The 26,541-nt window shown below is 35.4% G+C and carries 27 protein-coding genes; 15 read left to right on the top strand and 12 right to left on the bottom strand.

Going from position 1 to position 26,541, the window contains the following annotated elements; genetic code table 11:
- Positions 1–224 precede the first annotated feature (224 nt).
- From QP953_RS05380 to QP953_RS05345, 8 genes are all read left to right on the top strand, one after another.
- Complete coding sequence (locus tag QP953_RS05380) at positions 225–821, top strand: TetR/AcrR family transcriptional regulator (protein ID WP_309554210.1); 597 nt, start codon at positions 225–227, stop codon at positions 819–821.
- A gap of 129 nt (positions 822–950) precedes the next feature.
- On the top strand, positions 951–1,853 hold the full coding sequence (locus QP953_RS05375) for a hypothetical protein (RefSeq protein ID WP_309554209.1): 903 nt from the start codon (positions 951–953) through the stop codon (positions 1,851–1,853).
- A 122-nt stretch (positions 1,854–1,975) separates the two neighbouring features.
- Complete coding sequence (locus QP953_RS05370; RefSeq protein ID WP_052594439.1) at positions 1,976–2,680, top strand: hypothetical protein; 705 nt, start codon at positions 1,976–1,978, stop codon at positions 2,678–2,680.
- 231 nt (positions 2,681–2,911) lie between these two features.
- Positions 2,912–3,769 carry a twin-arginine translocase subunit TatC gene (gene tatC, locus QP953_RS05365; RefSeq protein WP_309554208.1) on the top strand — a complete coding sequence of 286 codons (858 nt, stop codon included), beginning with the start codon at positions 2,912–2,914 and terminating at the stop codon, positions 3,767–3,769.
- Between the two features lie 47 nt (positions 3,770–3,816).
- A complete protein-coding gene (locus tag QP953_RS05360) occupies positions 3,817–4,479 on the top strand; it encodes a metal-dependent transcriptional regulator (protein ID WP_052594443.1) in 663 nt (220 codons plus the stop codon).
- Between the two features lie 152 nt (positions 4,480–4,631).
- Entirely contained in the window at positions 4,632–5,192 is a 561-nt protein-coding gene (locus QP953_RS05355) for an RNA polymerase sigma factor (protein WP_309554207.1), read from the top strand.
- 52 nt (positions 5,193–5,244) lie between these two features.
- Positions 5,245–5,421, top strand: a complete 177-nt coding sequence (locus QP953_RS05350) for a hypothetical protein (RefSeq protein ID WP_156039686.1) — start codon at positions 5,245–5,247, stop codon at positions 5,419–5,421.
- Positions 5,422–5,571: 150 nt separating this feature from the next.
- The gene (locus tag QP953_RS05345; protein WP_309554206.1) at positions 5,572–6,258 is read left to right on the top strand and encodes an ATP-dependent Clp protease proteolytic subunit; all 687 of its coding nucleotides are present in this window, start codon (positions 5,572–5,574) and stop codon (positions 6,256–6,258) included.
- 74 nt (positions 6,259–6,332) lie between these two features.
- On the opposite strand, the gene QP953_RS05340 is transcribed toward QP953_RS05345, so the two are convergent.
- Complete coding sequence (locus QP953_RS05340; protein WP_156039687.1) at positions 6,333–6,611, bottom strand: hypothetical protein; 279 nt, start codon at positions 6,609–6,611, stop codon at positions 6,333–6,335.
- 86 nt (positions 6,612–6,697) lie between these two features.
- Positions 6,698–7,111, bottom strand: coding sequence for a hypothetical protein (locus QP953_RS05335; RefSeq protein ID WP_309554205.1), 414 nt, complete (start codon positions 7,109–7,111; stop codon positions 6,698–6,700).
- Positions 7,112–7,596: 485 nt separating this feature from the next.
- On the opposite strand from QP953_RS05335, the gene smpB reads away from it, so the two are divergent.
- The 5 genes from smpB (at position 7,597) to QP953_RS05310 (ending at position 11,249) form a co-directional block, all read left to right on the top strand.
- A complete protein-coding gene (smpB, locus tag QP953_RS05330) occupies positions 7,597–8,058 on the top strand; it encodes an SsrA-binding protein SmpB (RefSeq protein ID WP_052594453.1) in 462 nt (153 codons plus the stop codon).
- 5 nt (positions 8,059–8,063) lie between these two features.
- Positions 8,064–8,837 (top strand): M15 family metallopeptidase, encoded by a 774-nt coding sequence (locus QP953_RS05325; RefSeq protein WP_309554204.1) that lies wholly within the window; start codon positions 8,064–8,066, stop codon positions 8,835–8,837.
- A gap of 277 nt (positions 8,838–9,114) precedes the next feature.
- A complete protein-coding gene (locus QP953_RS05320) occupies positions 9,115–9,672 on the top strand; it encodes a hypothetical protein (RefSeq protein WP_052594455.1) in 558 nt (185 codons plus the stop codon).
- A 294-nt stretch (positions 9,673–9,966) separates the two neighbouring features.
- Positions 9,967–10,548 (top strand): hypothetical protein, encoded by a 582-nt coding sequence (locus tag QP953_RS05315; RefSeq protein WP_052594457.1) that lies wholly within the window; start codon positions 9,967–9,969, stop codon positions 10,546–10,548.
- A gap of 53 nt (positions 10,549–10,601) precedes the next feature.
- Positions 10,602–11,249, top strand: a complete 648-nt coding sequence (locus QP953_RS05310) for a hypothetical protein (RefSeq protein WP_309554203.1) — start codon at positions 10,602–10,604, stop codon at positions 11,247–11,249.
- A gap of 29 nt (positions 11,250–11,278) precedes the next feature.
- On the opposite strand, the gene QP953_RS05305 is transcribed toward QP953_RS05310, so the two are convergent.
- From QP953_RS05305 to QP953_RS05295, 3 genes are all read right to left on the bottom strand, one after another.
- Positions 11,279–12,643 (bottom strand): hypothetical protein, encoded by a 1,365-nt coding sequence (locus QP953_RS05305; protein ID WP_052600389.1) that lies wholly within the window; start codon positions 12,641–12,643, stop codon positions 11,279–11,281.
- A 105-nt stretch (positions 12,644–12,748) separates the two neighbouring features.
- Positions 12,749–13,567, bottom strand: coding sequence for a sterol desaturase family protein (locus QP953_RS05300; protein WP_052594461.1), 819 nt, complete (start codon positions 13,565–13,567; stop codon positions 12,749–12,751).
- 77 nt (positions 13,568–13,644) lie between these two features.
- Positions 13,645–14,205 carry a Crp/Fnr family transcriptional regulator gene (locus QP953_RS05295; protein WP_052594464.1) on the bottom strand — a complete coding sequence of 187 codons (561 nt, stop codon included), beginning with the start codon at positions 14,203–14,205 and terminating at the stop codon, positions 13,645–13,647.
- Positions 14,206–14,655: 450 nt separating this feature from the next.
- Between QP953_RS05295 and QP953_RS05290 the strand changes: the two genes are divergently transcribed.
- Positions 14,656–16,014, top strand: coding sequence for a tail fiber domain-containing protein (locus QP953_RS05290; RefSeq protein ID WP_309554202.1), 1,359 nt, complete (start codon positions 14,656–14,658; stop codon positions 16,012–16,014).
- 87 nt (positions 16,015–16,101) lie between these two features.
- Here QP953_RS05290 and QP953_RS05285 read toward each other — a convergent pair whose 3' ends face one another.
- On the bottom strand, positions 16,102–18,696 hold the full coding sequence (locus QP953_RS05285) for a protein kinase domain-containing protein (RefSeq protein WP_309554200.1): 2,595 nt from the start codon (positions 18,694–18,696) through the stop codon (positions 16,102–16,104).
- 89 nt (positions 18,697–18,785) lie between these two features.
- Positions 18,786–19,379 carry a hypothetical protein gene (locus QP953_RS05280; protein WP_309554199.1) on the bottom strand — a complete coding sequence of 198 codons (594 nt, stop codon included), beginning with the start codon at positions 19,377–19,379 and terminating at the stop codon, positions 18,786–18,788.
- 370 nt (positions 19,380–19,749) lie between these two features.
- On the opposite strand from QP953_RS05280, the gene QP953_RS05275 reads away from it, so the two are divergent.
- Complete coding sequence (locus QP953_RS05275; RefSeq protein ID WP_309554198.1) at positions 19,750–22,944, top strand: CHAT domain-containing tetratricopeptide repeat protein; 3,195 nt, start codon at positions 19,750–19,752, stop codon at positions 22,942–22,944.
- Positions 22,945–23,073: 129 nt separating this feature from the next.
- Here the strand turns inward: QP953_RS05275 and QP953_RS05270 are convergent, their stop codons facing one another.
- From QP953_RS05270 to QP953_RS05250, 5 genes are all read right to left on the bottom strand, one after another.
- Positions 23,074–23,664, bottom strand: a complete 591-nt coding sequence (locus QP953_RS05270) for a 1-acyl-sn-glycerol-3-phosphate acyltransferase (protein WP_309554197.1) — start codon at positions 23,662–23,664, stop codon at positions 23,074–23,076.
- A 57-nt stretch (positions 23,665–23,721) separates the two neighbouring features.
- Positions 23,722–24,090, bottom strand: coding sequence for a hypothetical protein (locus QP953_RS05265; protein ID WP_052594478.1), 369 nt, complete (start codon positions 24,088–24,090; stop codon positions 23,722–23,724).
- A 176-nt stretch (positions 24,091–24,266) separates the two neighbouring features.
- Positions 24,267–24,926, bottom strand: coding sequence for a hypothetical protein (locus QP953_RS05260; protein ID WP_052594480.1), 660 nt, complete (start codon positions 24,924–24,926; stop codon positions 24,267–24,269).
- Between the two features lie 350 nt (positions 24,927–25,276).
- A complete protein-coding gene (locus QP953_RS05255) occupies positions 25,277–25,843 on the bottom strand; it encodes a peroxidase-related enzyme (protein ID WP_052594482.1) in 567 nt (188 codons plus the stop codon).
- Between the two features lie 274 nt (positions 25,844–26,117).
- Positions 26,118–26,507 (bottom strand): hypothetical protein, encoded by a 390-nt coding sequence (locus QP953_RS05250; RefSeq protein WP_052594483.1) that lies wholly within the window; start codon positions 26,505–26,507, stop codon positions 26,118–26,120.
- Positions 26,508–26,541 lie beyond the last annotated feature (34 nt).

The raw sequence follows: 26,541 nt of genomic DNA, 5'->3' as shown, positions 1-26,541 counted from the left end.
TTATTTTGTAAACATGGATTTTTGATTTTCTACAAATCATCAACTCCACAACATTCACACAGTAGTAGCGTGGCTAAAAAGGAGTACTCTCTTAGGAAACGATAGCAGATAATATAGACATTCGTCTTTTAGATATTGTATTCAAACAATCTAAAACATTAAATTTTGGTGTTAAAAAAACATCATATAGAGTATTAAATAAGAAGAAATCAAGCAATCCAACCATGGGTAGAAAACCATTAGATAAAGAGCGCGTAGATGATCCTTACATCAAAGAAACTTGGGTAAAGGAACTGGCTACCCTATATTTGCAGCATGGTTTAGGCAAATTTACAATGGACAAAATTGCTAAAAAGCTCAATATTAGTAAAGCTACTTTGTATAAGTATTTTTCCTCTAAAGATGAGATTATTGATGCCGTTGTCCAATATAAAATTCAAGAAATCATCACGTTTGAAGACTTACTTGTAGATGATAATATTGATTTTTCTGAACGTTTTTTTGAGATTATCAAAACAGCCTCTATTATGTTAGCAGAAATCTCAGGTCAATTCCTACACGACACCAAAGTAAAACACCCAGAGTTGTTTGTCAAGATGGATACCTTTAGCGATCGAGCGCTCTATGCTGCCGAAAAATTTTACCAACAAGGTATAGAAGCAGGTGTACTCAACGATATTGATCCCAAAATTCTTGCTTTAACAGATAAGATGTTTATCCAAGCCGTTTCCAATCCTAAGTTTTTACAAGAACATAACATCTCTGTAAAAGAAGCCTTTGACAACTATTTTCTAATGAAGAGTAAGGGAATTTTTAAATAATCCATGTTCTTCTCTTTTTTTAACAGTAGACTTTCCCTTTCGTGCTCAACAATTCTATATACTTGTTGTTCTAAGTAATTGACACAAAGAAATCAATCGACACATATACCATAACTAGTGCTTAAACCTATGCAAATAGCCATTATTGACTGCGGCACCAATACGTTTACCTTAAGTTTATTTGAAGTAGATAACTCTAATCAATTTCGACGAAGCCTAAAAGATCGCCATTATGTAGAATTGGCAGAAGAAGGCATACATCAAATAGGTCCCAAGGCATTTCAAAGAGGAGTTGCTGCATTTCAAGCATTCCACGACTTCCTACAACAATACCCTAAAGCTAAGGCTCTCGCCATAGGAACAGCTGCCTTGCGTAGAGCTGCTAATCGCAATGATTTTTTAGACGCAGTAGAAGCTGTTTCTGGCATTCGTATACAAATTATAGATGGCTCCAAAGAAGCTGAATTAATTTATAGAGGGGTTCGAACAGCAGCACCGCTTAGTGCAACCCCATCGCTAATTATGGACATTGGAGGAGGAAGTGTAGAATTCATTATTGCTGATCAAGAGCGGGTTTATTGGGCTAAAAGCTACCCTATTGGCGTAGCCGTTTTATTCAAAAATTTTCAGCACTCTGACCCCATCCATATTACTCACGTTCAACAATTAAACAAACACCTAGAAAAAGAACTCTCTGATTTACTGGAGCAACTAGAAGCCCATGCTATAGAGCATTTAATTGGTGCCTCTGGATCCTTTGATGTATTGGATAGTTTGAATGGTGCTAAAGATGCGACTGCTTCATTTGGATACATCCAACCCGATGCATTTGAGGCAATTTATCAGCAACTTGTAGAATCTAGCTATGAACAACGCTTGGTTACCAAAAACCTTAGTTCAACTAGAGCTAAATTAATTGTTATGTCTGTTTTATTGATTCGATTTATCCATCAAAAAATCAACACTCCCAATTTAGTAGTTTCGGATCATGCCATGCGAGAGGGCTTGGTCTATGAATTATTAGAACAATAGTCATTAGGATTTTTATAAAAAAAATAGTATTTTAGTTATGTTTATTAGTAGTCCACAGTGGATATTTTTATAATATGAATTAACGGTCTTTCAACTCTTTGATTCACATACTAGATAGCATAATGGCAAAAAAAAGAGCAAAAAAAATTTATGAGGAAGAGGAAGAAACCTTGAAAAAACGCTCTATCAATGGTCTTTTCAAAGACAAAAAAGAGGATGAATTGATGGGGATTAATACTGCTTTGGAGCAAGAAAAGGAGCAGCAAGAAAATACCACTGATGAAGAACAACTCTTACAACTGCAACAAGAACAGCTGCTAAAAGAACAACAAGAGGATGCTGAAAAAAAAGCAGCTAGCAAAGGAATTGCTATTCCTAAAGCTATCGCTGTCCGAGATCCTCGCAAAAACAAAGATCCTCTAGAAGGCGAAGACTTAGGAATTGACGAAGACGATTTTTTGTTGGCTCGAAAAGTACGAAAAGAAGATTTAGAAGCTCATAATGAGGTTAATGAGGAGGGATTGTTAGGATCAAATATTCGCAGACCTCGCGATTTCATTAGCATTTTTAGCCGTGGTCCTAGCACCGATGAATCTCCTAAGATTGACTCTAGCTTCGCTATTCTCAATAATAAATTCTTGCGCAAGGAAGTAGCAGCCATCCAACTTCTTCATAATTACCATTCAAAAGATAATAAGGAGAAAAGTAATACCCTTCAAATTTTTAGAGAATTATACTTAGAGGAGGACATAATTGACGAAATCAAAGAGGACAAAAAAGCATACGAAGACGAAGACTTGATTCAAATCATTATGAATCGATTGTAACATTCAAATTTATAGTTACACACTCGAAGCAGAATTCAATAACTCCTATTTTAGGGATGCAATCTGTATTCATTTATTTCTAAATTAGAAAATATTACACTAAGAATAAAGCATAAATAAGTAGCTATTCATAAGACTTTTGTACTTTTGTAGAATCAATGGATATCACCGCCATTTTCAATAAATAGTTTGAGAACAAACCAATGTTCTCTATTAGTACGAGTACAAAATATGCCTGATATAGCTAATAAGCCCGTTGTGACGGACTCCGAAGAGAAAGAGATGTCATTTGTAGAACATCTTGAAGAATTGCGCATTCACTTAATTCGCATTGCAATAAGTGTGTGTGCATCGGCTGTTTTTATTTTTTTTGCAACCAAATCCATTTTCACCAAAGTCATTTTTGGACCACTCAATCAAGATTTCTTGACCTACCAAATCATGTGCAAGTTATCTCATAAGTTAGACTTGGGGGACAAAATGTGCTACAGCCCAGCCGCTATTAATTTGGTAACCTTAGAAATGGGAGAAGCTTTCTTGTTGCACATCAAAGTTTGTATTTTTGGTGGCTTAATCATCTCTTTTCCATTTGTATTATGGGAATTGTGGAAATTCATAAAACCAGGTCTATACCCCAAAGAACGCAAAGCTGCCAATGGGGTTGTGGTAGTAAGTAGTTTCTTATTTCTTGCTGGAATTTCTTTTGGGTATTTTGTTTTGGCTCCTTTTGCCATTAATTTTTTAGTTGGATATGAATTGCCGATGATTAATGCTGCTAGCAATAGTAATTTGATCAAAGCGACCTCATTAATCAACTATATGATTATGTTCACGGTGCCTGTAGGAATTATTTTTGAATTGCCAATTATTGTTTTTTATTTGGCAAAAATGGGCTTGGTCACCGATAGCTTCATGCGAGAATATCGTCGTCATGCTATTGTGTTAATTTTGGTTATTGCTGCTTTCGTGACTCCTCCAGATGTTATGACTCAAATTATCATTGGTATTCCTATCTATATTCTTTATGAATTGAGTATCCAAATTGCTGCTAGACAAACCAAAAAACGAGCTGCTGAGTTAAACGATTAACCCACATCATTAATCCCAAACATATCCACTAGAAAATTCAAACAACAATGCCAATCTCTCCTACAGAAGAAAATTATCTAAAAGCTATTTTCAAATTATCAGGAAAAGATAATGAAACTGTAGCCACCAATGCTATTGCAACGTCTATGAATACGGCAGCAGCTTCTGTAACGGATATGCTCAAACGCTTGACGGAAAAAGGTTATGTTTTGTATGAGAAATACAAAGGGGCTTGTTTGAGTCAAAAAGGCAAAGATGCAGCCATTCAATTGTTGCGTAAACACCGCCTTTGGGAGACCTTTATGGTTGATAAATTAAATTTTTCATGGGATGAGGTTCATGTTGTTGCCGAACAACTGGAACACATCCAATCCCAAAAACTAATTGATCATTTAGATGCTTTTTTAGGATTTCCCAAATTTGACCCACACGGCGATCCTATTCCAGACAAGCATGGCAATTTTGAGCATCATTTATCTGTATTTTTATCTGAATTAAAGGTTCACGAACGTGCGATTATAGTAGGCGTAAAAGAGCACTCTAGCCCTTTCTTGCAATACTTGGAACAATGCAATTTAGTCTTAGGAACAACTGTAGAGGTTTTATCTTTCTTTGAGTATGACCAATCCTTGTTGGTCAAAATTGGAGCAGAAACTCAAATTACAGTCACCCACAAAGTCGCTCAAAATTTGTATATTAAACAAATATAAACCTCCTACAAACTTTAGGCATATAGCAACATCCCATTGTTCAATACATTTCTAGCTGTTTATTTTGGTAATTTTTTTGGAGGTATTTTGTAACCTTTTCGCCTTTGGTGTTACTTACTAATAGAACACTTTGACTAAACAATGAAAAGCGTATGCAAGAAATAAAAACAACGCCTTCTTCTCAAGCATTTTTAGAATGGTACGACCCCATTCATGCTTCTTTTATTCGTTATTGTAGCAGCAAATCCCTCGATTTAATGCCAACCGAAGACTTGGCACAAGAAGCTATCTTGGTTACATTATCCGCCTTTGATAGAATCAGAGACAAAAACAAGCTTCTGAGTTATATGATAGGTATTGTTAACAACATTATCAAAAATCATTTGCGGCAGAAAAAATTTAGAGCAACTTGGAACGAGCAAACAATGGCAACTATTGCTGCTAAAGTCAACGACCCTGAAATAGCTTTGGACATCCAGTACCTTTATCAATGTATTCATAAGCTAAAGGATAAAGAAAAAGAAGCCATCTTATTATTTGAAATTAGTGGTTTTAGTATCAAAGAAATTAGTGTCATTCAACGGTCTTCTTCTGCTGCTGTCAAAACTCGGCTGCATCGTGCCCGAAAAACTTTAAAAGAGCTCGTAGCCAAAGATAAAAGCCCTCGTAGTTTATCGGAACGATTGGCTGTTTATGCTAGTATTTTATTCTAATCAATAGTTAGCTGCGCTACTACTATCTAATAATAGCCTATGTTTTTTTATTATGAAAAGACCTATTAATGTCCCAGAAACCTTCTCCAAACTCCAAAAACTGCCCATAGAAATTAGTTTTGAGCAAGTAGAACAATGGGTAAAAGATGCTCCTAAGCATTCCACTACTGTCAATCGCTGGCTTCCATATTGGCTCGTTCAATTAGCCTCTTGGCGACCATTTAATTAATAATCTATAACGGGCATACCAAAGCAATGACCATTCTAAGCATTGCTTGCCCACACTTTCCATCAATAATATAACATTCTCAAACTACTTGTCAAAACAAGTACGGGCAGCTTATGTCCTATTCTGAGCTTTGACAATAAACTTATGCTTATGTATTCTAAAAATGAATTTATCAAATATGCCTCAGGGCATCTAGGGATGAGTAAGTTTCATTTAGAAACCCATCTTCAAAAACAACCTCATTTTCCTCCTCAATTAAAGGGATTTACCCCTTCTGTAATGGAAGAACGCCAGATGAATGTCATTCAAATGGATGTTTTTTCTAGGTTGATGATGGATCGCATTATTTTTTTAGGTGTTGGTATTGATGCTTATGTAGCGAACGTCATCCAAGCACAACTACTGTTTTTGGATTCCTTAGATTCCAAAAAAGATATTCAAATGTATATCAATAGTCCAGGTGGGTCTGTCATTGATGGCTTGGGGATTTTTGACACGATGCAATATGTTACGCCTGATGTGGGCACAATTTGTACGAGCATGGCAGCGTCTATGAGTGCTGTTTTACTCGCCGCTGGGAGCAAAGGCAAACGTGTCTGCTTGCCGCATAGTCGCATTATGATTCACCAACCTTCTGGTGGCATGCAAGGGCAAGTGTCAGATATGGAAATCACCTACGATTTATTCAAGACATTACAGAAAGAACTATATACCATTTTGAGCAATACAACAGGGCAAAGTCTTGAGCAAATCAAAATAGATTGTGATAGAGACAATTGGATGCGTTCAGAAGAAGCCAAAGCTTATGGCTTGGTTGATCAAGTGGTTGGACAATAACTCCGATGGTAAAAAGAAAAACACTTGACTGAAAGATCAGCCAAGTGTTTTTATATACGTAGAGTCGTTAGATTCTAGTGCTCGTGTCCATCATGAGCCTCATCGTGAGCCTCATCAACAGCATCTTTTACTTTGTCAGCAGCCTCGTCGATAGTAGCATCAACTGCTTCTTTAGCTTCTTCAGCAGCACTTTTAGTGTCTTCTACTGCTTTTTCACCAGCTTCTTTTACATCCTCAGCAGCTTGATCCATTTTCTCACCTGCTTTTTCCATAGTTCCGTCGTTAGCATCTCCACAGCTGATTACCAAAGCAGAGAACATAAACATAAAAGATAAGATTTTTAGCGTTTTCATAATTATGTATGATTAAAAGAGTTAAAAAGATATGAGCCATAGTATTTATTGGCTCTTATAAAAAATATACAAGTATTGTATTTAAATTATTTGGGGCATTTTGCCTCCATTTTTTCCGCCAAAGCACTTTCTGCATCAGCACGTTCTTTTTCAGTTGCATCAGGTCCCAACAAATCGGCAACAAATTGGATTTTATTTTTCCCTCCCATACATTCACCTACTTTGGCAAAATCAATTGTTCTATCTTCTCTTCTAGCATTTTCTTGGCAATCACAAGCTTGCTGAACAACAGCATCTGTAATTTTGCTAGCACCACTAGATACACTAGTTGATGATGTTGTTGAAGTAGTATTGGTGGTGGTTGGATTTTCACCTGTTGTTGCTTCAGTTGTAGGTTCTGTCGTTTCGGTTGCTTCGTTATTAGCATCAGATGCACCTCCACAACTGATAAAAAAAGTAGTTACAAAAACTAACAGTAAAATGCTTCTTAATGTTTTCATTTTGTTTTTTAATATTATTTTGCTCTTTTCATACAATTTAAACCATATTGAAAGAACTTTTTTACCTAAAAATTGCTTTGATAAGAGTGCTTAATGTAGTAATTTAGGCGCTGTTAAAATCAAAACATTGTCAAAAATAAGAAGTATATATTGAGAATTCCTAGTTTTTGAATGTTTTTTTGAATGTTTCTCTAATATTTAATGCTTGGCTCAAAGCTGCTTAAGTATTTTAAATAATTAATTTTTTTAACAACTCAATCTCATAATTATACAGAAGTCTATCTATTCAACAATATAGACCGAAGCTATAAGTTAGATTCATAGTCAATATATAAATTTTTCGTTTCTTATTTATCTCCCAATTTTGTATAAAAACATATGGGTACGATGCAGAAACTACGATGACTAAAAACTATGTTTAACTTCCTATAATTATAGATTTCAATCGACCTATCTTTCAACAATAGGCATCAAGAAAAAACACAATGGATCTAAAAAAAAATATAGAAATTATCAATAAAAAAGCCAAGCATGAGTATACGTTTTTGTTTACCATAGAGGCTGGCATTATGCTACAAGGCACTGAAATAAAATCTATTCGAGCAGGAAAAGTAAATATGAGTGATGCTTACTGCATCATTAAATCAGGAGAATTGTATGTTTATAGCATGCATATTTCGGAATACAAATATGGTACCTACAACAATCACATCCCCAAGCGACCTCGAAAATTGCTAGTTACTAAAATCGAACTAAAAAAATTGCACAACAAGGTAAAAGAACAAGGCTATTCTATTGTGCCTTATCGTTTATTTATCTCCGAACGAGGCTTGGCAAAACTAGAGATTGCTTTAGCAAAAGGTAAAAAAAGCTACGACAAACGGGATGCCCTTAAAGAACGTGATTCAAAACGCACCTTGGATCGCCTACGCAAAAAATACCAATAGATTCTATGAACAACGCTCCCACTTTTTCTTTCTACTTGCTTCTTATTGCTTCTAGCTTATTTTGCTGTGCTTGTCAGTCAGATGCTCCTTCTTCGACCCAAGCCACTGTTGCCACTAGTCTTGACCTAGGCATAGATAGTATCACGATTGATACTATTCATGCCCCAACACGCCAAAAAAAAGTTTCTCTTGGTTTTTCTCCAACGCAATTAGATTCAATTTTTCAATTGCATGATACAACATGGGTCAATTTAAAAGAGTTGCATCCATCCATTGAGTTGGATTTAAGATACGCAACGACAAATAATTTTATGGAGTTGCAAATTTATGATTGCGCTCAATGCTATCTTCGTTTAGCAACAGCTAAAGCGCTCTTAAATGCTCAAAAAGAGTTAGAAAGTCAAAATTTAGGTTTCAAAATGTTTGACTGTTATCGTCCTAAAAGTGCTCAATACAAACTTTGGAAGAAAGTTCCTGACCGTCGTTATGTCGCCCCACCTAGCAAAGGATCAATGCACAGTCGAGGAGGGGCACTTGATTTAACCATCATTCAACTCGACAACAAGAAAGAATTGGAAATGGGAACCGAATATGATTATTTTGGTCGAGCTGCTTATTGGGTCAACAAAGATCTTCCTGAAGAGGTTCTGGACAATCGACAGTTACTACGTTCTACCTTAGAAAAACATGGCTTTAAAACTGTAACCACCGAGTGGTGGCACTTCTCTTATCGCCGTGCTTGGTTCAAACTATCTGATATGCAATGGGATTGCAACTGATTTGTTAAAGATTTCTAAAGACACTTTTTAGGAATCTTTTTTGCATTTAGGCTAAACACAAGGATTGAATTTACTATTTTAGATAAAATTTTTTGACCAAGTGAATAGCTAGTCATAGAAAGTATGGGTAAAAATTACAAAAGGTAAAATGAGCCTGTACACAACTATACAACTTTTGTTGCTGTTAAATTTAAGAAATATATGGTGCTACTGCGTAGTATCTATTTCACGAACCTTTTTGTAAACGTCCTATACCATAAAATCTAAATGCATTGTTATGAAATTTTATTTACTATGTTTCTTTCTCTTGAGTAGTTGTTTGATCAACTCTAACATACTTTTAGCTCAAGAAGCCAAAGAAGATACTCCCCCAGAAAAATTAACCAAACAAGAACGAGAATATCTAGCTGCTCAAGAATATTACGCTACCGTAAAGCGAGTAAGCAAGATGTCAAGAGAGGAAAAGAACACGGTTACAGAATGCCCTTTGCACAATGAAAATAAGGAAATGCCCTTGAGTGATAATTATAGAGCTAACGCATCGGACTATACTACTTGTTATGAATATCCTTTTGCTTATCAGCTCAACTATCGCCGCTACTGCCGTGTTTGTACTAAAATTATGTCTAAAGACTCAGGGCAAAAAATGCCCGTTATTCCTAAAGGAACCTTTCAGCGTTGTCCAGCACACAATACTCCTTTAAAGGGGAATCCTGATTACGACAATATTATATATGAAAGAAATCCAGACGTCAATACACCACACGCTAAGCAATATTCGTTTAAGTATTACTGCAAGACTTGTACTAAAATTCTGAAATCTGAAACCAAATAGACTTTTTACTTCCCCCAAATTAGCCGAGTATGAATTCCCAAAATACACTTGATCCAAAAAGCCTTGTAATATCTTAAGGGATTGTTCACAGCTTTTTTTATTTTTGTTTCTAGAAACCAATTGTCTATGTATACTTTTTTGTTAGTGCAGTTTTAGTTTCAAATAAAACTGAAAATCAACATATTGCAATTCTGACAAAAGTAAATAGGAAATCGTTTCAAGCACCTAATATAATTGGTGCAAAATATTTTAAATTTAAATAACATTTTACCTTATTCAAATAAAATGAACATAATGAACTTTATACCATCAGATAGATTGGGGCGTCTATACCAAGTATGCTTATTTTTATTTCTATTTTTTGCAGCCAGCTCTACGACATTGGTAGCACAAGGTAATGGCAAAAAGGAAGGAAAACCCCAAAAAGTGAAGGTAGCTAAAAATGGTAATTCTGCTGCTGCTATTACAGTGCAACTAAGCGGTATGACTAGAGAAGAGAAAAATACCATGTCTCGCTGTCCTTTGCACAACAAACACATGAGTCTTAGTGACAATTATCGAGCAGATGCGTCGGACTATACTCCTGGAGATGACTATCCATTTGCTTATCAGCTCAACTACCGTCGCTACTGTCCTGTCTGTACCAAAGTAATGGATAAAGAAGCTAAGAACTTTGAAGCTGAGGACAAGGCTGTCAACGAAGGGCTTCAAACCTTTGAGCGTTGCCCTGTGCACAATAGTCCGCTAAAAGGAAATCCTGATCAAGACAAAGTAGATTACGAAAAAAATCCTTCTGAGGATATGCCGCATGCTAAACAATACTTATTTAAGTATTATTGCAAAACGTGTACGAAAGTTTATAGAATTCAAAACTAGATCATCGTTAACGAACACCATCTAGATATCCTTATTTTCCAAAACACCCTTTTATGCTTTTTTATATACTTATAATACTTCTTGTACTCAGTTTCGGGGTTTATTTTTTATTAAAGTTCTTACGCAATGTACAGCCCTCTGAAGCTGAAGTTGACCAAGATTTAAAAGAATTAAAAGAAAAAGTCAAGGCGTTTAAAGGAGGTTTTATGCCTTGGACAGATGAAATATCTTCCAATCAAATTGATCAAATCTTGACCAAAGATAATGCTCGTTCTGGAAATGGAGTCTTTTTGTCTAGCCTTGGGGATCCTATTTTTGCCTATGCCTATAAAAATTACATCGGTCTAGGGCAAAATGCCGTGATGTATATCTTAACACAAGAACATGAATATGTCTTTAGAATCACGAATAAAGGAACAGAAGTGTTTATGGACAACGAAAGAAAGGGTCTAATTCGTGAAAATGGTATATTCTATGATTTGAAAAATGATGAAGTAGCTCAGCTAAAACGCCATGGCGCTAGTGGTATTAATAAGATTTATATAGGAGAAGAAGAAGTAGCCAAAATTGCACTTCCTGATTCAATTGCTGCTAAAGCCATTGATGTTACCAAAATAGATCTTAGTCCTCTGGAAAAGAATACGGTTCAAATGATGGCGGTTTATGATCTGGTCAGTAATATAGAAGAGACAGAAGGTTAGCAGTCAATTAAATTATTTAAAAACATGAGTCATCCCGAATTTTCTAAAGCACATTGACAAAATAAAAATGTTAAGATAAAATGGATGGCTTTTCTAAGTCTGTAAATCGGCATCGAAGTCTTTCGGTGCCGATTTCCTGTTCTAGGACACCAAATATTAATGATAGTAGTCATAGTTGCTCTAAAGTTCCTCAACATCCGAAACAAAAAATCCATTACCAAAGTAACTAACATCAACATTTTAAGACGATTTTCAAAGAACCAAAGCCTAGGAGACTCCATACCCAACTCTGATTTTCCATATCTAAAAACCTGTTCAATATCCCATCGTTTCATATAAGAATAGAACATTTCCCATGCTTTGCCACAAGTGTCAATTACTTCATTGGTTAGCAAGTACATAGGAGAAGTGCCTTTGCGTTTATCACGAACAATAACGAGGTATAAATCTGTTTGGGGAAACCATGGATGAGCTACTTTTCGGTAGAGTATTTTGACGCTTCTCGTTTCTTTCCGAATATTATCCCATATTAGGCGATGATCCTTAGCTTTTTGTCCCAGAGAAAGACGATAGGTATTTTTCTTCACTCCATTTTCATCAATCAAATTATTAAGCTTTTTCCAACGAACTAGAAACTTTGCTTTAAAGTTGAGCATACGTTCTACAAAAACACCATTGGCATAACCTCTATCAAAGACATGAAGCACATCCGCTTGTGTAGATGCTACACGTTTATTTAGAGCATTAAACATCCGATAAAATATCTCCGAACTTTCCTCTTTATGTTTACCTCTTGTGGCAAACCAACGCATTTTAGATATTTGAGGAACTTCCTTCGCATGCAAGGAGGTTAAAACTGCACCCGACCACTCAAATCCAGGAACACAAATACGTTTATGCTTATCATAATAACCTGGTTTTATTCGTGTTAACCGTTGACTCTTCTTACTGTGTACTGGGCTTAGCCCTTCACTAAACCAACTTTCGGGCTTTTCTAGTACACTATCATCCCAGAGCATCAACCAACTTTTTCCTAATTCTTGCTTATCTTCCAATCTAGCAACAAACTCTTCTTCTAAATGTTGATCTATTATTTGGTAATCCCATTTCTTACTGCGAAATAAATTACTCACACGTTTTACTCCTGCTTTAGCTTTTTTAGGACCAAGAACTAAGGCGCCTAACTCGGTCAATAGCAAGGCATCTGAACGATTTCTTGACATTAAAACTGCTATAAATACATTATAAAATGTACGCACCAAACGTTTATCTAAATCTTCATCTAGTTTTAAGAGTAATTTAGACAAGTATTGATGTGAGCGATGTAAAATTGTCCATCCTGCTCCATTCTCTTTATTGATATTTTCTGTATCTTGTAGTTTATTATAATACATAGGAATCTCTAATTTTTTGTGGTAATTAAATCTAGTAGATTCCTATCTTTTTTCCAAAAAAAAAGTCATCGCCGAAAAATTCGGGATGACTCATGTTTATTTTTTTTAAGACTTTATAGTATTTTTTGTCCTTTTCTGTTCTTTTTTTTCGTTTAGAATGCGTTCATGAACAGCATCATAAGTTGTATTATAATCCTCAAACTCGGTGCCGAACCAACGATCCCACCACGTAAAATAGAGTCCATAATTTCCCTCAAATTTCGCATGATGCATATTGTGGTGTGTGGAAGCTGTTTTCCATTTAAAAAGCCAATGTTTTGTAAAACCTCTTGGATAGATTTCATAGCCCATATGCCCAATAACATTGAATCCTTGTTGAATAATTTGCCACAGAATAATTGCCCCCAAATGTATTGGAACAATAAAAACAAAAATAACATAAAATCCTGCTTCTACCAGCGCCTCTAATGGATGAAATGAAAAAGCAGCAAATGGACTTGGATCAATACTTTCATGATGAACTTTGTGGACATGTTTGTACAATAAAGGATGGTGCATCAACCGATGTGCCCAGTAAAAATAAGCATCGTGCAACAATAACATTACGCCCACGCTAACTCCCCAGTACCACCAAGCATAGCCTGTTGAATCTGTATAAATTTTTGTCCAACCATTCTTAGCTGCGATATATATACCAACATCAATAGCACAAAATATCAACAATGTTGTTCCAGAAAAAAATAGTTCTCGACGGATATGTTTGCTTGTTGCTCGTTGTTGGGGTTGAATTCTTCTAGCTTTAAACACATTTTTCCCTACTATCCAAAAGACAAAAAAGGCAGGCAAAGCAAAAACAATATAAATAAAACTATTAAAAGTAATGTCAGCAATAGCTGTTGTTAGTAAGTTCTCTAAGGTCAACATTATCTAGTGATTTTCATGATTCATAAGTAGAATAAGACAAATTTCTGCTTTTTTAATCAAACCTCTGTTGACAAATGTCAAATACGGCGAATTCGGCTTAAATTTTCTTTGGACATACCTAAAAACGAGGCGATATGCGTCAATGGGGCACGTTGTATTATATCTGGATGCTGTTCAGCATATTCCCAATAACGATCTTTTGAATTTTTGTGCTTCAAAGCACGAGTATGTTCCTCTAACTTCATGTAATAATCTTCCGTCAGTAAACGCCCCAATAAATTCAAACTAGGGTACGTTTTATACAATTCTTGCAGTTCGTTGTAGGTGATAGACCAAATCCGACTATCTTCCAATACTTCTATTGATTCTTGACTCGGTTGTTGGCTAATAAAGGAATAAACGGATAAACATGGATTGTTCTCTGACGCAAAATAGGTCGTAATATCTTTTCCATCTTGATAATAAAAACTTCTAGTCAATCCTTGCTCTATAAAACCTACACGTTGACAAATACGACCTTCTTTTAATACCAAGTCTCCTTTTTTATAAATCTGGCATATTGATATTTGGGCAATGGCTTCGTATGCCTCTTCAGATATGGGAGCGTATTCCTCTAATCCTGTTATAATTTTCTGCATAATTGAATTTTTTAACAACCTATAAAAAGATAAATAAGGCTAATAATCAACAAGACAAAACCAATGCCCCATAAAATCTAATCTAAATTTAAAATCCTACATAGGGGTTGAATTACAACAGGTTTATTCCTCTTGATTATCAGAATATTTGTTTTTTTATTAATGCTAATTTCCTATCTTACATCCGTTTTGTGATGTATTGTTGAACTTTAAATTTACAAATTTAATCTATACGAATAGATCATTATCCCCTAATACTAAAATCGTTTAGTAGTTTATTAAAAATAATTCTTAGATAACACATCAATTAGTTTATCAATGCACTATGAGCTTGTACAATTAGTTGATTGCAGCAGCCAACAGTTGATTATTTACGTTCCGTTGCTGCTTAGCAATACTTGATATTCATAGGTATTAAAGTTGTTGTCAAAGAATGAAAAATCTAAAGTTATGAAAATAAAAATTACCTTATTTAGCTCCTTTGTATTATTAAGCAATATGCTATCGGCTCAAAATGTTGGTATTGGCACCAACAATCCTCTTGAAAAATTAGATGTAAATGGTGATTTAATTGTTCGAGGACAAGACATTTATGTCTCTCATGACAATACGACAAATGCCAACAATGATTATTTGAGTTATGACGATGCCGTTCCTTCTACTTTAGGAGGTACTGGAATTTTTCATCTTCACGCTGATCAGGCAAGAACAGGCACATGGCAGTTGCCCTCTGCCTCAATTAGTGCTAGAGGAGCTTATTTTGCTGGGCGAGTTGGTATTGGTACAGATGCCCCTACTACTATTGCCCATATTTCAAGCGGTACAACAAACGATGCTGTTTTACGCATTGATACGGATACAGATAACAACAACGAAGATGATAATCCAAGGCTAGAACTCTATCAAGATGCAGGTTCTGTTGGTGCTATGATTGGGTTTTATGATGGTACACTAAATTCTGGAAATACCTTTAGAATAGGAACTCGTTATACGAATACCAACAACTGGACGACCTTTACGATCGATGCCATGACTCAAAATATAGGTATTGGTACAGAAACGCCTGACCAACGCTTAGAATTATTGGGTGGAGGCATCCAACTAAATGGAGAGTTTGGAATCGGTTTTTTGGGTGAAATTCCTAACGATGGAATCGTTTCTGGTGACCGAGCCAAAATTTACTATGATGGTGATTTTATTGGCACGTATAACGATTTCTTAGTATTTGAAAAAACGGATGGCAATGATGCTGATCCTGACGGTGGGATTGTTTTTACCATGAAAGGCGTTGACGATATTCGCACGCCTGCAATGACCATTCGAGGAAATGCTCGTGTAGGATTACAAACCATTACTGATCCAGCCTACGCTTTTGAACTACCTAACAATACTGCTGTGACAATCGGTAGAGCTAGAGCCAATGCATGGGTGACCTATTCTGATGGTCGTTTAAAAGACCAACGAAAAACAATTCCATACGGTCTTTCTACTATTTTAAAACTACGCCCCTTACAATATCAACACCATCACTCTAGTACAGATGCTAATGGGCTTTTACAAATTGATAATAACAGTAGTGTCGACATCGGATTCATAGCTCAAGAAGTAGCTTCATTAGTTCCTGAGGTCGTTTACGCTCCCAGCGACGAATCAAAAGACCTTTGGGCTGTTGATTATACACGCTTAGTTCCTGTCTTAACCAAAGCCATTCAAGAGCAACAAGCTACCATTCAACACTTGGAAGAAAAGTGCACTAAAATAGAAGCTCAATACCACAGCCTACAAGAACAACTAAAACAAAATAAATAAATAAATAAGCGCAAATTGCTACTTGCTATTAGAGCGTCGTCAAAGATTTGGCACGCTCTGATAGCTACAATTTATCACCAACTACGTTTATAATTTGAGTCCTTCTAAGGCAACGATATCTTTGTGAGCTTGTTGTATTTTTTCTTGAATATTTAATTGAATATTCTCTATAGATGGCGACGACAGAAGTGCTTGCACCTCTATTCTGTAATCTTTATTCATATCCTCCAATCGTTGGGTCATTTTTGACATCGTTGCTTCGCTCTCTTTATAAATCAGTTCATATTGAGTTTTAAACGTCTGTTCGATTTTTTCAATCTCCTCTTTTTCTTGCTCAATCAACTGCTCTAATAAAACATTGGCAGCTTCAAAATCCTTCTTCAAAGCTTGTTTCTTTTGAGGTAAATCCACTTGCTGTAACTCCTCTAATTGTTTTTGATAAGTATCTTTCAAATCTTCCAACAGTTTTTCATCCTGTTCTCGTTTATGCGCATATCGTTCCTGAAAGTAAGCCTTTCCATAATTAATGTCATGAGTTTGGGCATAAACAATACCTTCTTGATATTTCAAATATGCAGCATAGAGCTTCTCTAGATATTGGTGTGATTTCACAGACAAGTATATTTCGTCCACTCCTTTCTCATAATTAGGGCTCTCTTTGCAAAGGATAATTGTCAAATCACCATTACCTCCTTGGCTCATTGTTTGGATGTCTCTCAAATTTTTAATGGGGTATTTTTCTATTAGTTTTTTCAGACTAGCTTTCTCTAGTTTATCTGCATTGAAATGTTTATCATAAAAATAGTTTAAATCAAAAATAGACATGGCTTCATCCATCAGTGCTTGCTGTCCTATGTCAATTTCTTCTTTCAATTTCGTCTTCGCCTTTCGATAAGCCTCCTCTAATACTTTTTTTTCCTTTTGACCCAATAGTTTTAAGCTATTTTGATAGAAGCTTTTCAACCGTTTGTGCAATGCCAAAATATAACGACCATTCATTGCAACCAATAGTTGATTATGTACTGTTTGTTCAAGGTATTTTTTACTAATTGCCTCCAAAGCCACCTTTCGTTCTCCCATTAACGTTTTCACTTTAATATCTTGCTCTTGCAAATATTTTTTTAATGGAGCTTCATATTGAATTTTTTCCTTTTCAATAGCTGCTATTTGTACCTTATTTTTTACTAAAAGTTTTTCTAAAACAACACGCTTCGTTTCTATTACGTCACGTTTTAACTGAGGGTATGTTAACCGAAATCGCTTCCACAATTTGCGGGCTTTCACCTCTGGTGAAGCTATATGTCGAGTCCAAGAAACTACTCGAGGAAAAACGCTCCACAAACTTAACATCAAGCCAATAATTACTAAATTAATTAGCCATATAGGCAACAGCCAAAAATCTCCCATCATCCACCCTCCTAATGGTGTACAACTCCCTATTATAAAAAGCAAGATCCCCAGTACAATAAAAGACAATACATAATCTTTGAATGTCAATGCTAATTGAATTTGCTGTTTCCCTGATTCAATGGCTTGATGTAATGTAATTGGCAAAGGAGGCAAGCTCCCAAAAACAGCCGATACTTGTTCTTCCAACCAACGTTTAGGATGTAATTCTTCTAAATATTGCTGATACAAGACAGAAGGGAGTTTCATTTTCAACTTTGAAACATTACCCCAAAGTCCTAGAATATGCGCAAAATGAGCTTCAAGCTTTGGATCACCTATTGCTATCAAAAAAGCAGAACACCATTCATCCGCAGTTGGTCTAGCTTCGGGATTTTCGTGCCCTTCTTCAAAACATTGGATAAATAGCTCTTGTAAATTTGAGTCTATAGTATAAAATTGCTGATGAGGGGGAGGGACAACAGAGAATACGGCTCGATTAATGGTACGATGAACAAATAGACCATGCTCAATCTTCTCGTGCAAACTCACCAAATGATCATAAGGCGGGTTCGCTGATGCGGCAAAAGGATGAATGCCACATAATAATTTATAAAAAATAACTGCTAAACCAAAACGATCCCAAGACTCACTGACCGTTTCATTTTTTCGATGCGCATTTGAATAAAATTCGGGTGGTGTATACTCGGGAGTAGCTACAGGAGCTGGAAAAATAGCGACTTCCTCCTCAACTACTTCAACAGAATCTGTATCAACAATTGCCAATAAGCCATTGGGTTGTATCAAAATATTTTCAGGCTTCATATCAACCAACACATAATGTTCGGTAGCATGCATTTGATAAATCGCAGCTGCTAGATTAAAACAAATTCTTAACCGATACTGAAGTGAATCTGGAGCGTTAAAACTAAATCGTTGCCACTGCTTCCCCAAATGCTTGGGTAGTTTTCCCAAACAAAGCAATTCCAATTTTTGTCCTTTTGCAAAAGGCATGACAAATCCTACAAATTGATACGATTGGGTATACAAAGCATCTTTTATCCAAACAATGGCGTCATTTTCAGAAAGCCCGATGGGAGGGTTTTCTATCAGATATTGTGTTTTCTCTTCTCGTTGTTGACTCCTTTTGTGGGGATGATACAGTTTGGCAACATAATTTTGATACGCTGTCGGAGCTACTATTTTATACAAATCACCTTCGCCTCCACCAGCAAAAGGCTTGGCTGCTAATTCAATAACTGTTCTACTTTCTTTTAAAAGGTATTGATTAGACATGAAGAAGTTTTTATTAGCAACGATTGTCTAGCAAATTATACAAGTAGTTCGATTAAAGGCGATCACCCAATATAAGATTCTACGAATACCTATTCCTCTCCGTCTATTTTTTCTACCAAGTTAATTGCAAAATCTAGCAATTGTATTAGTGCTTGTCTTTTTGAAAAAGTATCGGGTAACCAAGCTGTCTTTATATACAAGCGTTTGCGTTCTAAAACAAATGAAGAGAATTTTATCTTGTTCAAAATGGTAACTTTCTCTCCCATTGCAATATCAAACAACTCTTCCAAACACTCGTTGTTATTAGAAGCCAATATCAACTTATCTAAGTTAACATTTTTCAACTGATGAATTGGTTCTATATCTAATGTTTTTTTTTGGTCTGATTTTACAATCGTCTTTTTTTGGAGCACAAGTGTTGTCCAGTTTGGGTTTTCACATTGAATAATTAACTCCAATTGTTGTTTTTTAGTTTCTTCTTTGAGGGGATTTTGATATAAGTTTAAAACAAAACGATGGTTTCGAATCGTTCCTTCTACTGTATAATCATACGATTTAGAATAAGTTGCTACTTGCTTTTTGGTTTTTAATTTTTGTTCTTCTATACCAAAGATTTTATAAATAGCTTTCAACTCTTCTTCTATGTGTTCAAATGCCTCTTTGACAAATAATCGACGTAGCATATATTGCTTTTGTATTCGCTAATAGGGATTTCTTTTGTTTGAGTAGTTTTTGAGGGGAACTAATATACAATTTTACTTGGAAGGAAGCAACTCTCATTCTAACAAAATCAATAAAAATCATATAATTCAAACCCTTTTATTAAACTTTAATCACTCTCATTTTGTGATAACCAAGCCAAACTAAACTGATCCAGTGAGTTTTACTCAGCCCCAAAGACTTTGTTTAGGGACTAATTTTCAGCCATACAGTAAGCACCCCACGAAAGGCGAGCCAAACAACAATATTAAGTTGATTATAAAGCTATAAAATACGATTATCCTCATAAAAAACGTTATTTTACAAAGCTATCACACTCAAGAAATATTATCAATGCCCTTACTTTTACTCTATATCCTATTATCTTTTCACGCTACAGCCATGCTTGCTCAAGCCCCTTTATCTGCTCAAAAGTTAGTAGATAGCAGCGAATATTTAATTTACGAGGACATGGATTTGGCGATAGCCAAACGGTTGAATAAAAAAGCTCAGCAACTTTTTAAAGCAGAAAACGACCTCGAAGGTTTGGCGCACTGTGCCATCAACACAGCCACTATCTGGGCTCAAAAAGATTCTTTTCAAAAATCGGTTCTTTTATTAGATAAAGTAGCAAAAAACTTTTCTCCTACACTACTTCCAAACAGTCGTCTATTAGGGCTTTTTTTTACGTCCAAAGCTTGGGCACTATGGGGCGCCGCTGATTATCAGTTAGCTTATAATCATGCATTGCAAGCTTGTCTGATTTTGAAGCAATGCAAGGATTGGAAACGCTATGTCAATGCTTCTTTAATTGCGACCTATGCCATTTATTATAACAATGCCAGTGATTTTAGCCTTATCGATACACAAATGGATAGCACCTATCAAGTTGCCTTAGATTATTTACCCAATTCTAGTTTGGCATTTAAGTATATTTATCAACTCTATGGCTCTATTTTATATCAGCAAGGACGCATCGAAAAGGCAATTGATATGACCCATCAAGGTTTGGACTATGAATATCAGTTTTTGCTTAAAGATCATCACCAAAAAGATTCTTCAATTGTTGCCAAATACTACAGCAATTTGGGGCGTATGTACTCCGAGAATGACGATATAGAACAAGGAATTATCTACTATAAAAATGCCTTTATTATCTATGAAAAGCTAAACGATTTTGGGGCGCTTATTAAGCTTTGTACTCGCATTGGTGAATTGTACGAAAAAAAAGAAAAAAGCAACGAAGCAGATTTATATTTTGGAAAAATTCCAGAGTATATTCCTTTGCTATCCAAGGATCCCATTTTACAATTGAGGGAAAATAATTTTGAGCACCTATCTATGGCGTACTATTACAATCACTTCAATTTTAATGATTCCATTCTTGATTATTACAAAAAAAATATCGCCTATATAAAAAAACACCAACTAGGAGTTGATAAAGCATACCTAAATATTGGGAATGCTTTTGAAGCTTTGGGAAATTATATAGAGGCTAAAAAATACTATCTCAAAGCACTTCAGCTCGCTACACAAAAATATGGACATCAAGGCACCAAAGTTGCTTCAATTTATTTCAAAATTGGGCACTTGGCTGCCGAAGAGGGGCATTATCCCAAAGCGATTAGTTACATGGATACCGTGATTTTGCTGTTAGATGAAAGCCCCGAAAATCAAAATGACAAAATTCTTTTGTTAGAGTATTTACTAGACAAGTCTATTGCTATTGAAGCTTATCAAAAAAGAGGGGATGCTTTTGTTCAAGAAGGAAAGCTCAATCGTGCCCATAGTGATTTTAACAACATCATTTTACTAACCAACTATTTGAGAGATCACTATATTGATAATGAATCGAAATTGTTGTCGATCAATCGCCTCCGCCCTGTATATGAAAAAGCAGCATCAACAGCATGGAATTTGTATAAAAAACAAAACAACGAAGCATACAAGATGTCTATTTTTGACTATGCCGAACACAGTAAGTCTGCTTTGTTAAATGAAAATATTCTGAAATTTAGAAATAATTATACCGAGGGAGGGACTGGAATTTCTAAAGCGCTATTACAACAAGAAGAAAACTATATCGTACAAATTGATCGATGTAAGGAGCATATTTTAGAAGCAAAAAAAGAACAAAATCCAGAAAAAGAAGCAATTTACCTCCAAAAAATGTTGCTATTAGAACAAAAACTCGATTCGTTTGAGCAATATCTTCAAGCTACTCATCCTAGTTATCGATCTTGGGACTATGGTAGAGATTCGATTGTTGCTCCCCAAGAAGTGCAAAGGCATTTAGATGACGATGAGCTTTTTATTGAGTACTTTATTAGTAATAATCATTTTTTTGTGATTTATATCTCTAAAGAAGTTGTCAAAATAAAAGAAATATCCAATTTTGATATAGCGATATTTAATGAAAAAATAAAAGACCTTAGACGTTCTTTGTCTAATGTTAGCTTTATTTTGCAACAGGAACAAGAGGCTTACCAAGTCTTTTGTACAACAGCTTATTGGTTATATAAAAACACCTTAGAAGATGAACTATTAAATGGTAAAAAACATCTTATTATTGTTCCCGACAGAGGCTTGCATTACGTTCCTTTTGAAGCCTTGCTAACGGACACACTTCAAACAAAAGGCATTGATTATCAAAGCCTCCCTTACTTAATACAAGATTATACCGTCCATTATGAGTATTCAGCCGCCATTATGGCTAATAACCAACGAAAAGTAAATACAGAAAATGGTCGAATATTAGGCTTTGCGGCAAGCTATGGGCAGCAGTTTGCCTACGAAAATTTCTCTCCTTCTCTTACAAAAGAAAGAAGTGCTGAGGAAACGCATACGCACAATTTGGCTGTTCCTATTCCAGGTACCATAACAGAACTAAGGAAGATTCAAGAAAAATTTAAAGGTTCCTTTTTTACCTATCAAGCGGCCAATGAGCATAATTTTAAACAGCAATTAAAACAGCACAGTTATAGTGTCGTTCACTTAGCCATGCATGGAGTCGTAGATTATAATCATCCTGCTTATTCTGCCTTACTTTTTACAGAAAACCTAGACTCTTTGGAAGATAATTTATTATATGCTTATGAAACACAACATCTCAATGGGCATCATGCCAACCTGGTTGTCTTGTCGGCTTGCAAAACGGGCTATGGAAAATACGCACAAGGAGAAGGTATTATTTCATTAGGACGTAGCTTTATGTATGCTGGAATTCCTAGTATTGTCATGACGTTGTGGGAACTGAATGACGAAACTAGTGTGGAGGTAATTCAGTCGTTTTACGCAGGGCTAGCTCAAGGATTAACCAAAGATGAAGCCATGCAAAATGCCAAGATTCAATACTTAAACAATAACAAAGGTTTTACTGCTCATCCCTTTTTCTGGGCTAGTATGATTTGTATTGGCAATCAACAAGCCATTCCCCTAGCACAAAAATCTCATCCTTGGTATTGGTATCTTCTGGGTGGCGTATTTGTTATTGGTGTACTTTGGAGAATTGGACGGTATCTGTTGGCACAACGTTCATCTGGAGCTTAGTTGAATTGACTTAATAATTCCTGAGTGGCAACATAATCTTTCCAATATTGCTCTGACTGGACATATTCTATTTTTTCATTTAATGCAGCAAGAATTAGATGATAACAATTCAATCCCCCTAGCCCCCCACTACTTGCTCCCACTGTACCGTTCGTCCAAGGCAAACTTATCCGAAAATTTTGGTGTGATATTTTTATAAAAATCCATAATTTCCGACATATCTCGATGAATATCCCCCGTTGGATAAATCATTTTACCAATACCACTCACTTTCTTTTGGTAATCTAAATACCCCAAAGCAATGGGTACATTTGCTTCCAAAGCAATATAATAAAACCCTGTTTTCCATTTTTTTTGCAGTGCCCGTGTTCCTTCTGCTTGAACAATAACCGCCAATTGATCGTGTTTTTTAAATAGATTGGCAATAGCGCTCACAAGATTCACACGCTGATGACGATTATTCGGTATCGATCGATCCACACCAATTCCTCCCATTAATTTAAAGAAACCACCATAAGGAAACTTCATCCAATCTTTTTTGATGGTATAACGTAGGTTTACTCCCAAAGCTGCCATCGAGTACACGGCTATGGGATAATCCCAATTAGAAGTATGCGGGGCAGCAATCACAACACACTTTTCAAATAACTCTTTAGGAGTATTTGGATCTATTTTCCACCCCAAAATTTTTATAACGATTTTTCCTATTATTTTCTTCATAACATTTAGTCACACAACTCGCATCCAAAACAATTGCTTTGCGATAAGATTCGTTTGCTAATCCTCCAAATCTTGCTGTTCCCAATAATTCTTTTTTTTCCAGCCATTGTAAAAAATCAATGCCCCTCCTAAAAAAATAAAGTAAACCAAATAAATATAATGCCCTTCGTCATTAATCAACGAATACAGAGACATCATCCCTGCAATCAAACAAAAAGCAATGCCTATCCAGATCATTTCTCTTGCCTGCCGTTGAATTGCTTTCTGCTCATCCCGCTCCAAAATGTAAGGATCCAAATCTCTCATTAACGATATCAATTCATCTCCCTTTATCCCATTTTTGATCGCTAAAGCTCTTATTTCATCGTAGCTCTGTCCCGCTTCAACATACGAGCGATATTTCTCTGTGTGTTTACTTTTTATCATTCTATATATAATAATCCATTACTCCGTTTAACAATCGTATCAGTTTAGCTTCGCTGCTACTACGTGGTATTGCAGGAGTGCTTCGCAGTTGATTATTAACAAGATATATTTTTGCCAATCTTTGCACTGAAAACTGATAATCAAAACCAATACAAGAAACTAGTAAAATAAAGTGTTTAAAGTATTTCAATCTGCTCTTTCACTAATTTCCAATCTGCTAAATGTTCCTCATTCCAAACGATATTACTTTCGATAGGCTCATTAGTCAACAAATCAATTGTTTGTAATAAAACGTCATCATGATAGTAAGATATTTGTGTACTTTCATCTTCGATTCTAGCTCCATTCTCTGTTATTCTCTCTTTTAACTGAATCACTTCGACAGCAACTAAAGCACGATTTTTAACAAAAAACAGCTTACCTCCTATTGGCTCCCCATCAAAATAATCCGCATAAACTCGAATGTATTGATCTCCAAATTGAATAATTTCTAGTGCTCCTGATTCTGTAGGTTTTCCCAAAAAAGCAGAAAATGGTACTGATTCCACATAATTTTCTGCTTCCTCTACACTTTCGTCATATGCTTTTTTTAATGCCAGCGTAGTCGCTAGGGCTGTTTCTAATTGAATGGCCTGTTGTTTTGCCTTTTCAGCAGCATCTATTGCTCTCAAGCTATCTATACGGGCAGCATCTTCTACAGATTTCTGAATCAACCGAACTGTTGTATCTATTTGTACGAATGCTTCTTGATTGGCATTTTCTGCTGTTTCTTCACTACTGCAAGCTGTTAAACAACCCAAAATAAAAATGCTCAGACAACAAATACAAGGTTTCATATTAATAATTTTTATGGAGACGTTGTTGCATATTAGTCGTTCGTTGTTTTTTTACTTTTTACTAAAAAGATAAAAAACAACATCTATATTACCTTAATAACCAAAACCTTAACATAAAACACAACGAATCCACAACTTTCTAATTATCAACTGCACAGCACTCACGAAGTAAACTAATAAAGGTTTTCAACGACCACGTAGTAGCAGCGCAGCTAACTATTGTGCATATATATTAAAACGGTGTAAAATAGGGGCTAAAAAACAGGGATTAAGGTCTATATATGAACTTCTTAGGAAGTTGCTTATTCGACTACTCTACAAAATAACAGCACTACTAACTATTGTCTACTCTAATCATATTTATAACCTCCTGCGCCATTGTTTTGTTCTAAATCAACGCCCAAACCTAATACAATTCGATTAACAAAATTAAAATAAGCAATCACTAATGTCGCATCCAAAATAGCCCGATCTTCTACATCTAATGCTCTTAAAGGTTGTAAATAAACAGCTTCATCGGCTTGAGAAGGGTTTTGTGTCAATTGCTTTGCCAAATCGCACCATAAGCGATCTTCCTCCGATAAATCAACTTGAGTATAATCCTTTATCAATTGATTTACCTTAGCTTCATCTTTCCAAAAATGACGTACAGCTTCTGCGTGATGGGTCGTACAATATAAGCAATTATTATAAACAGAAACGACAACAGCAATCATTTCTCGTTGATAGCGACGCAACGGAGATTTTCCAAACATAATTTTCATGTACAAATCCATGTGTGCTACAATTGTACTCGGATTAAGACTTTGAATCTTGTGTACAGAAGCAAGTTTTCCCCTACTCTTTATCAAATCATCATAAATTTCTTTTAATTCTCCTTCTGCTTCCTCGTGTTCAATTACTTTGATATGCGCCATGTTATCAACTTTTAATTTCAATAATTAATAATTCGCTACGATCACTCCAAGAACGAACTGACCGACAAAAGCTTTTTGATCCAAATGGTTAACGAATGAATTGCTAAAATTCTAAGGTTAAAAATAAAGATTCCCATCCAAAGAAGCTCTTATCTAGCTATAAAATATGGATTCGTTGGTAAGTTTTGAGACAATTACTAAAAAAGGGACTCCGAAATAAATCTCGGATTCCCTTATCGAACGTTGCAAAAAATTAATGCTCTTTTTAAGTTTTTTAGCCTTTTTTATCGTTTGACATTTTTTTATAAAAATGATATTTTACAATTTCTAGATAAGCATATAAGCTATCTTTGTTTCCCATTTTAGCACAATAGACAGGAGGAGGCAAGGTCTTTATTTCTTCCAACAAAGAAGGCGAAAGGCTCGACGATAAGAACAAATAAGGGACACAATGCTTTCTACTAATGTCTTGAATCCAACTTAAATAAGCAATGTCTTGTTCTTGAATAGGATACAAAATCAACATTACGATTTCTTTTCTTAATAACTCAGAACAACCAACACCAGCACTCAACACTTGATAATCTAACTCTGTTAGAAGAGCAGTTAAATGATTGATTGTTGGCGTATGTTGACTAATAATGAGTATTTGAGAACGAGACATATAAAAATAGATTTAATTAATGCCTAAATATCTA

The sequence above is a fragment of the Aureispira sp. CCB-E genome, from assembly GCF_031326345.1.
Lineage (GTDB): Bacteria > Bacteroidota > Bacteroidia > Chitinophagales > Saprospiraceae > Aureispira.
This window is presented reverse-complemented; position numbering and strand designations above follow the sequence as displayed.